Source organism: Nostoc sp. ChiQUE02, assembly GCF_034531305.2.
GTDB lineage: Bacteria > Cyanobacteriota > Cyanobacteriia > Cyanobacteriales > Nostocaceae > Nostoc.
On record NZ_JAVRBN020000102.1, the window covers coordinates 1 to 7778 of the forward strand.

The window sequence follows — 7778 nt, forward strand, 5'->3', positions numbered from 1 at the left end:
ACCGTCCGAAGGCTTTGGTGCCGTACTCTCGCCGATAACACACCCTACAGATACTTAGATTTTTTCAGAAATCAAATTGGATTCCTATAGCTGCACTTTTCACTGTAAGTATTCAACAGAGGTAAGTTAAAATCAGCTAGAACTAAAGATGTAGCAGTTGGTAGGAACTTTACATTTAGCAGTTTGATTTTATTGATAAAGCCTTAATAAACATCTTAAGCACAACCAGAACAGTGAAGCAAATTATAAAAGTTTGGATAAATATAGACCCATTTTCCTTACAGTCACGCCTCACGGTTGGTATTGCCGCATTTTCAACTTTAATATTAGGTAGCCTCGCTACATTGACTAGTTGTAAAATGCAGCAAATTTTAGTTGATAGTCATAAGTATAATATAGAAGAAATCGCCAAGCGCTTGCCACAAGATGTGCAAATTTATAGTGAAATGATGCAACCTGAAATTGGGTTGCAAAAGGCTATTAATAATTTGGCAAATACCAACACATTATTATGGCTAAAAAGTCCTGATAATAAAATTTTAGTAAAATCTGCGACTTTAAACTTATTATCTGATACTACGGTGGCTGAGTTAATGTCCCTGACTAAGATGCCGATTAAACCACAAGTTTACAGAGTGAACCAAAGCTACTTTGTTTTATGTGGTAGTTCTATGCAAGTACAGGGTAAGCTACTGGGTGAGTTATTTGTAGTCAAAGATATTACCCGCGAACAGAGAATGTTTGTGATAATGGTGCAGAGTTTAGCTATTACTAGTGTTTTGGCAATTATTATTTTAATTGCTGCGATCGCATTTTATATCAAACGTTCTTTGCAACCTCTGCGCCAGCTAAATCAAATGGCTTCTGTAATTTCCGCTGAAGATTTAGGACAAGCACAGCTATATCTCGATAATGCACCCAGTGAAGTTAAAGAACTAGCTCAAACTTTAAACATGCTGTTATCGCGACTCTCTCAATCTTGGGAGCAAGAGCGAGAATTTGTGAGTAATGTTTCTCATGAATTACGTACACCTTTGACAATTGTACATGGATATTTACAAAGCGTCTTACGAAGGCAAAATAACTTAACCCAAACCCAACAAGAAGCTTTAGAAACTGCTGCATCGGAAGCTGAACGTACTATCCGCTTGCTACAAGATTTACTTGATTTAGCACGAGCAGATAGTGGCTACTTGGATTTTCAAATAAAATCTTACGTACTGAATAATTTAATTGAAGAAGTTGTAATGATGGCAGAAAAATATAGCGATCGCAAAATTACAATCGAGTCAAAAGTTTACCCAATTGAGATCAAAGCAGACTACAATCGCCTTAAACAAGTGTTATTAAATTTAATTGATAATGCTATTAGGTATTCTCAACCTGATACACCTATAACTTTTAAGTTAAATCAGCTTCAAGATCAGGCAATTATTCAAGTTTGTGACAAAGGTTATGGCATACCTTTGCAACAGCAAGCACGGATATTTGAGAGATTTTACCGTGTAGATGAATCCCGCTCTCATACTACTGGGGGTTGTGGTTTGGGTTTATCGATTGTCAAGACACTTGTAGAAGGCATGGGGGGTAGTATAACTGTACAATCGAAGTTAGGGGAAGGGAGTATATTTACAATTAGTTTACCTAGAGAGTAAATGAGCTGCTAAAAGCAATAAAGATAGCCATCTCTGCAACTACTATTAACAAACATTATCCTAAGTGTGATTTATTCAAGGCATGAATCTTATATTACTTATGAAACTACAGTACAAACTAAATTTAAACGTTATTTAGATTTTGGGGAAAGCTTGTAGAAATATTAATTCTATGGCTATTGTTTGTACGATCGCGATCGCACAAACAATTTTCAAGGATTTTCAAGGGTTTGAAATCTGGTAAAGTTTCAGTGGTACTGAACACTAATTTCAAAAAAGGAGAACAATATGCAGTTTCTCAAAATTGTTCTTGTCGCTCTCGTGTTAATGGTGAACCTGGTAATTGCTCAACCCTCTTGGGCAGGCAAGGATTTTACTAAGGGGGCTGACTATGCTGAGGTAACTCAGGCGCTCAATCAACTTCTAACTGTAAAGGATACACCTGAGCAAGCTGGGTATACACCTGAGCAATTTCAGCAGCGACTGGCACAATTGCAGTTTCAGAAAAATGTCATAGAAACAGCTAGAAAGCGGGCACAGTGCCGTAATGAAACTGGAAAGACGTTGGCTGTCTATGCCAACAAACCAAAAAAATCTCCAACCCAACTCTACTTCCTGGGCGCAGGAACAATTACAGATGATGATTGGGATTGCGATGGTATTTACTTACCCGCAGGTTCTCAAGTGGTTCTAAGCCCGAACGCTCAACCACAACAACTGACACAAGCAATCGCCGTCAAGTTTGTCGATGGTACACAGTCCATTGCTAGAACCAATCCAGCCACTGGTGCAATTGAATTGAATGTTGAGCCTGCCAAAGTATTCAAGGCGGGTGAGAGCAGCTGGTTGCTCCCTACTTTTTCCCAAGCAGATATTGATACGCAAATTCCCACCCCACAACTCATCGACTAATTTCATCTAGATAATTCAACTTTTATGCGCTTTCCGCGTAAAAGTTGAACTAAAGCAATAGGATATGTAAAGGAAAATTTTCAACCATTGAACAATCAACTTTTAATTAAAAAAAAATTACAAGCCAAGCTTGATAAGATTCAAACCAAGAGCGATGGCTCTCCCGTTACCAATTTGCAGCTACACACAAATTTAGCCGAAGAAATTGAACAATTGACGACGGAACTGGAGAGCATAAATCCCAATCTCAATCCTCTTATCAACGCTATTTCTTTGTTGGATGGAGCTTGGCAACTGCAATACTCTACTGCGAGAGAAATCCGTTCTTTAGCTTCTCTCCCATTGGGATTAAAGCTGGGTAAAGTTTATCAAGTAATTGATGTTACAAATAAATTGTTTTTCAATTTAGCTAAAGTCAAACATTCTCTGGCGCTAGTATCGGGATATGTCAAAGTGACAGCTAACTTTGAGCCAGCCAAAGAAAATTTAGAGCCTCTAATGAACAAACGCATCAACGTCTATTTTGACAAACGCTATCTATCGATTGAGAAGATTGTTGGAATTAATACCCCTCAACTCAATCCATTTAAGGTTGTCTCAGCTAATAATCCTACTAGCAGAACTGCCACACTGGACATTACTTACTTAGATGAGACCTTAAGAATTGGACGTGGAGGAGATGGAAGTTTATTCATTCTTAGTAAATCAAATGATTTACCTGACTTAACCTTCTAAATTGGAAATTGATCGCGCCGCTGAATGAATATGGCTCTCTCAATAATGCATCTTTTCACCAAGGTAAAAGCAGGTTCTGCGATGGTAGAGCTTAAAACATTAAATTTAAAAGTGGGTCATGGTATAGAAGGAGATATAAATGCCGATTCTATAAGTCCCAGACAAGTTTTAATTGTTAGGTCTGAAGATATTGTAGATTTATCAATTCAACCAGGAGAATTGCGAGAAAATATTGTGGTTACAGGCATAGAACTTGAGAATTTTATCCCTGGATCTCTGCTAAACTTTGAAAGTGGTGCAGCAATTCGTCTAACTTTCCACTGCGAACCGTGTAAGCGAGTAGCACACTTGGTAGAATCATTAAAAAGCATTCAAGTTAAAAGAGGGATTTTAGGCGTAGTTATTAAATCAGGTAAAATCCAGGTTGGTAATAATCTTCAGGTTCAAGCTAATAAATTCCCAGCATTATCTGAAAATCCATATAAACGATTTTTAAATTTTATCATCAAAATCCCCAGTGGGAAAGTAGTTACATATAAACAGATAATCAAAGGTATAGGAGTAGATAATAGCTATTTAAGAGCTATGCCTACATATTTGAAAAAAACATCTGCTGCTGATTATCCTGTACATAGAATATTAGACTCTAAAGGTTATTTGATAATTTATGTGAACCAACAAAAAAGCAAGTTAGAAACTGAAGGAGTTAAGGTTTTATCTGAGGCAGATTTATTGAGCGATTTAAACAAAAATTTTGTAGATATTAAAGATTATCTATGGGAAGATCATACCATATATTTAGAATAGATGTTAGTAATGTAATTTTCATCTAGATTTCCATATTCTGCATTTTGTCAGGAAAATGCCTTGTTTCATCAAGATAATCCCTGATTTTTGATTTGTTTAGATGTAGCTTCCATAAAATCGATAAAAACTTTTATGATCTTATGGATTCCCTCGCTACCTCCTGCAATTAAACCTCCTGTCAGCAATGCATCTAAACAACGGAAAATAACTACTTGTATTGGATTATCTAAATCAATAACTACAAGTGGTTCGATTGAACGAATACCTATTGCGCTCATTAAAAGACCAAATAAAAGGGATGTCCATAGAGCAATTGTTCGTGTATCAGCTTTATAAGCTATTTTTTGGCGCTCTTTTTCATTTATCTCATCAATTTGTGGCTGGAATATTTTTAATGAGTCTTGTTGATTTTGCGTAAAACTTTGGATGATTTGCTGTTCTAAACTCATTCCTTCAGGTGGTAGTCCACTTACTTGAGTTGATTCCAAAGAAGGAAACTGTTTCTGTTGGACTTCCATAAGTCTTATCTTTTCAGATATTAGAGCCTTTTCTTGCTGAATAGTAATATCTAACTGTTCGATAAATGAACCTCGCCAAGTAGTTATAAATACTTCTAAAGAACGTTCTAACAATAAAGAAATAAATAATTGTAAAGTTAGTAACTGGATAATATCATTAAGCCCAAATGGTTTTAAAATGAATGGTTTAGATGATAACCAAGTTGACAAAGTTACTACTAGAAAACTAATAATGATTAACAGAATAAATAGAGGAGATTCTGGAGAAAGCTTTAGCAACGTATCTATACTCCTGTTTCGCGTCACAATGTTTAACACAGCCTGGAGGTGAGAACTACACCTGCTGAGTAACTTAACAACGTTAATTTGATAGAACAGTAAATAATTTATTACCCGCCTCTTTTTTCTAGGCGTGTGATGGGCTACGCCTACGCACCTTGGTGGTAGCAGGGTAAAAAGTATTGCTATACAAGCGTTCCAGAAGTAAACACTAAGCTGCAAATGCACTGCCTAAAGCTACTGTACAGCGATCGCGTTTCCTCTCAGAGAAATATGAAAAGGTTCGTTGGGGAAAGGGAGGCGACGCTAGAGCAAGCAGTAACTGTAGCACCAACTAAAAACCCCTCCAAGGTTGAAGGGGTTAAGGTAATTTTTGGTAATGGGATGGTGATTAGGCAAAGACAGCAGCTTGTCCTCTCTGGTGACGCATTTTCTTGTCAAAGTAACGAGATGATAGTACAGCATTTTATAAATCTGTCACGAACCTCTGCAACGCTGTACTTAGTATGATAAATTATTAGTGTTGCCGAATGAGGTTAGCTGCAACTCGACAGCGTTTAGGTAACCTCTGTCATTCAAAGCTTGTGTTGGTAACTTTTTAGCGTTGACAGCAGCCTTAACCACATCTAATGCAGTCAGGCTTCCTGTTTGGTATTGAGATACCAAAGCACTACCACTAGGAATACCCTGTGCTTTCAGGTTACCTTGATAAGCTAGAAATGCAGCATCAAAGGGTTTGAGGTAGCTGACGTTCGTAGAATGAGTCAGTAAATCGTTAGAGTTGATAGCTATAGGTTCGCCACTATTATTAGTAGCTGTTTGAGCGCCACCGATTCCAGGTAATAAAGCAATAGAAGCAACAATAAGTACAGAATCTATCAAGGTGGAGAGTTTCATAAGATTATCTTTAATTAAGGTAAAGTGCAATTAGTGTTCTTGAGTAATAGAGTCTTATTTTTTATCGGTCTAAACTTCCTGCACTCAGGTCACCTGAACGGTTGATTTGTTCCTCACCCATTCGGGTGATCTAATTGAGCGCAAGAACTAAAAAATTGAATCCATTTTAATAGATCATTCAAAGTTGCTAAGACCCATCATGTGATATGCAAGAACATCAGTATCAAAGGGTTTGAGATAATTAATATTTATGGAATGGCTGTGTAAAGTATTAGATATGATAGCTGTGTTGATTGATGTGCCATTCTTACTATGAGTGGATATTTGAGTTCTAGCGATTCTAGGTAGGACATTAGAATCAACAATATGTGCAAAATTGAGCGAGGGAAAGAGTTTCATTGCTGATGTTGTGTTGGTTAATAAATCGGGAATGAAGTACAGGACAAACTTGAACAGATATGTATTTAACTGAAGTAATCTAAAAATTTATGCAGCGGTCTTACTCAGTTCTAGGCGTAGCCCAACTCAGCGAAAAGTCGGAGCGGTGGTTTCGGTTTCCTTCGTTGGTGCAGCCTGCCGCAGGCATCTGGTAGCGCTAGCAAGTAATCGAGCGTCACTTTTCAAGACAGGCATTACATTTCTGTACTATTCCCTTTAACAGCAGATTTATTGGTTAACTATGCTTGAATCTAATTTGTTATTTCTGGTTTACCGAACATACAAATTGAAGTAAACCGTAATTTATATTCATGTCTAATTTGGTACGGTAATTCTCAATTTATTGGTGTTAATAACCGAATTTACAGCAGGTTTAACTCTACATAATATGAATATGTAAGCACAAAGCGAAGTGCAAAACTGATTAACTAAAAGCTAATTGATGCCAGGAAGAGTTATGACACTAGTTCGTTGGAATGCTTGGAGAGAAATTGACACTCTACAACATCAAATCAATAGTTTATTTGAAGACACCAGAGTGCCATCTGTATTGTTGGACAGAGGGTTGAGCAAAGTTCCTGCTGCTGAAATCCAAGAAACTGAAAATGCTATTCATCTCAAGCTAGAACTGCCAGGAATAGAAGCTAAAGACCTGGATGTGCAAGTCACAGAAAAGGCTGTTTACATTAGCGGGGAGCGGAAGTCTGAAACTAAAACTGAGGAAAAAGGTGTTACCAGAAGTGAGTTTCATTACGGTAAATTTCAACGCGTAATTCCTCTATCTGCTAGGATTCAAAATACTAACGTTACAGCAGATTATAAAGACGGCATCTTGAATCTGACACTGCCTAAAACTGAGCAAGAAAAGAACAAAGTTGTCAAGGTTAATTTAGAAAAACCTGCTACCTAATGGGTTGCGATCGCATTACTCTACCTCCTTTGATAGATTGAGATAGCTAAGAGCTTGGTCACTCTTGTGACCAAGCTCTTTTATAAATAATGTCTGCAATAGGTATGTAAATCCTATGTGCATTAATTATCTTAGAGAACTGGAGAACGTAGGCGCAGCCAGCACTTCTCTACGAGACGCTGCGCGAACGACAAAGCTCAGTGACCATCGTAGACATCGCCTTTATTTTTAACGTCGAAGACATAGCCTCCGGTGGGCGGGTAAGCGATCGCAAAGCGTAATGCCTGGGTTGGACTACATTTACCTTAAATTGTATTGGCTTTAAATAAATAAGTAAAGCTGATAGGTTCTATCAGCTTTACAAAAGTGAGATAGTGGATTAAAAATTGTAAAGCATTGTAAAGTAGTTCCACAGGCGAAAACAAAACCGCCTGATTCATAAATAACTAACCGCACTTATAAAACAATGACAGCAACCTTACAACAGCGCTCAAGCGCCAACGTATGGGATAGATTCTGTGAGTGGATCACCAGCACCAACAACCGGATCTACATCGGTTGGTTCGGCGTAGTCATGATCCCCACCCTGCTAGCCGCAACCGCCTGCTTCGTAATCGCCTTCATCGC

At 37.7% G+C, this 7778-nt stretch carries 9 protein-coding genes and 1 pseudogene; 7 read left to right on the forward strand and 3 right to left on the reverse strand.

Annotation, left to right across the window (positions count from 1 at the left end; genetic code table 11):
* Positions 1-233: 233 nt before the first annotated feature.
* The 4 genes from RM347_RS35230 to RM347_RS35245 all read left to right on the forward strand — a co-directional run bounded on the left by RM347_RS35230 (position 234) and on the right by RM347_RS35245 (position 4109).
* Positions 234-1655 carry a sensor histidine kinase gene (locus tag RM347_RS35230; protein ID WP_322715556.1) on the forward strand — a complete coding sequence of 474 codons (1422 nt, stop codon included), beginning with the start codon at positions 234-236 and terminating at the stop codon, positions 1653-1655.
* A gap of 288 nt (positions 1656-1943) precedes the next feature.
* Positions 1944-2567 carry a hypothetical protein gene (locus tag RM347_RS35235; RefSeq protein ID WP_322715555.1) on the forward strand — a complete coding sequence of 208 codons (624 nt, stop codon included), beginning with the start codon at positions 1944-1946 and terminating at the stop codon, positions 2565-2567.
* Between the two features lie 87 nt (positions 2568-2654).
* Positions 2655-3302 (forward strand): PAP/fibrillin family protein, encoded by a 648-nt coding sequence (locus RM347_RS35240; RefSeq protein WP_322715554.1) that lies wholly within the window; start codon positions 2655-2657, stop codon positions 3300-3302.
* A 30-nt stretch (positions 3303-3332) separates the two neighbouring features.
* Positions 3333-4109, forward strand: coding sequence for an MGMT family protein (locus RM347_RS35245; RefSeq protein WP_428850675.1), 777 nt, complete (start codon positions 3333-3335; stop codon positions 4107-4109).
* Between the two features lie 68 nt (positions 4110-4177).
* Here the strand turns inward: RM347_RS35245 and RM347_RS35250 are convergent, their stop codons facing one another.
* The gene (locus RM347_RS35250) at positions 4178-4837 is read right to left on the reverse strand and encodes a hypothetical protein (protein WP_322715552.1); all 660 of its coding nucleotides are present in this window, start codon (positions 4835-4837) and stop codon (positions 4178-4180) included.
* A 291-nt stretch (positions 4838-5128) separates the two neighbouring features.
* On the opposite strand from RM347_RS35250, the gene RM347_RS35255 reads away from it, so the two are divergent.
* Positions 5129-5416: a hypothetical protein gene (locus RM347_RS35255; protein WP_322715551.1), complete on the forward strand. Its 288-nt coding sequence runs from the start codon at positions 5129-5131 to the stop codon at positions 5414-5416.
* Here RM347_RS35255 and RM347_RS35260 read toward each other — a convergent pair.
* A complete protein-coding gene (locus tag RM347_RS35260; protein ID WP_322715550.1) occupies positions 5408-5803 on the reverse strand; it encodes a hypothetical protein in 396 nt (131 codons plus the stop codon). The genes RM347_RS35255 and RM347_RS35260 overlap by 9 nt on opposite strands.
* A gap of 174 nt (positions 5804-5977) precedes the next feature.
* A complete protein-coding gene (locus RM347_RS35265; RefSeq protein WP_322715549.1) occupies positions 5978-6202 on the reverse strand; it encodes a hypothetical protein in 225 nt (74 codons plus the stop codon).
* Between the two features lie 496 nt (positions 6203-6698).
* On the opposite strand from RM347_RS35265, the gene RM347_RS35270 reads away from it, so the two are divergent.
* The gene (locus tag RM347_RS35270; RefSeq protein ID WP_322715548.1) at positions 6699-7151 is read left to right on the forward strand and encodes an Hsp20/alpha crystallin family protein; all 453 of its coding nucleotides are present in this window, start codon (positions 6699-6701) and stop codon (positions 7149-7151) included.
* Between the two features lie 466 nt (positions 7152-7617).
* Positions 7618-7778: pseudogene (locus tag RM347_RS35275) on the forward strand (photosystem II q(b) protein); the annotation flags it as partial.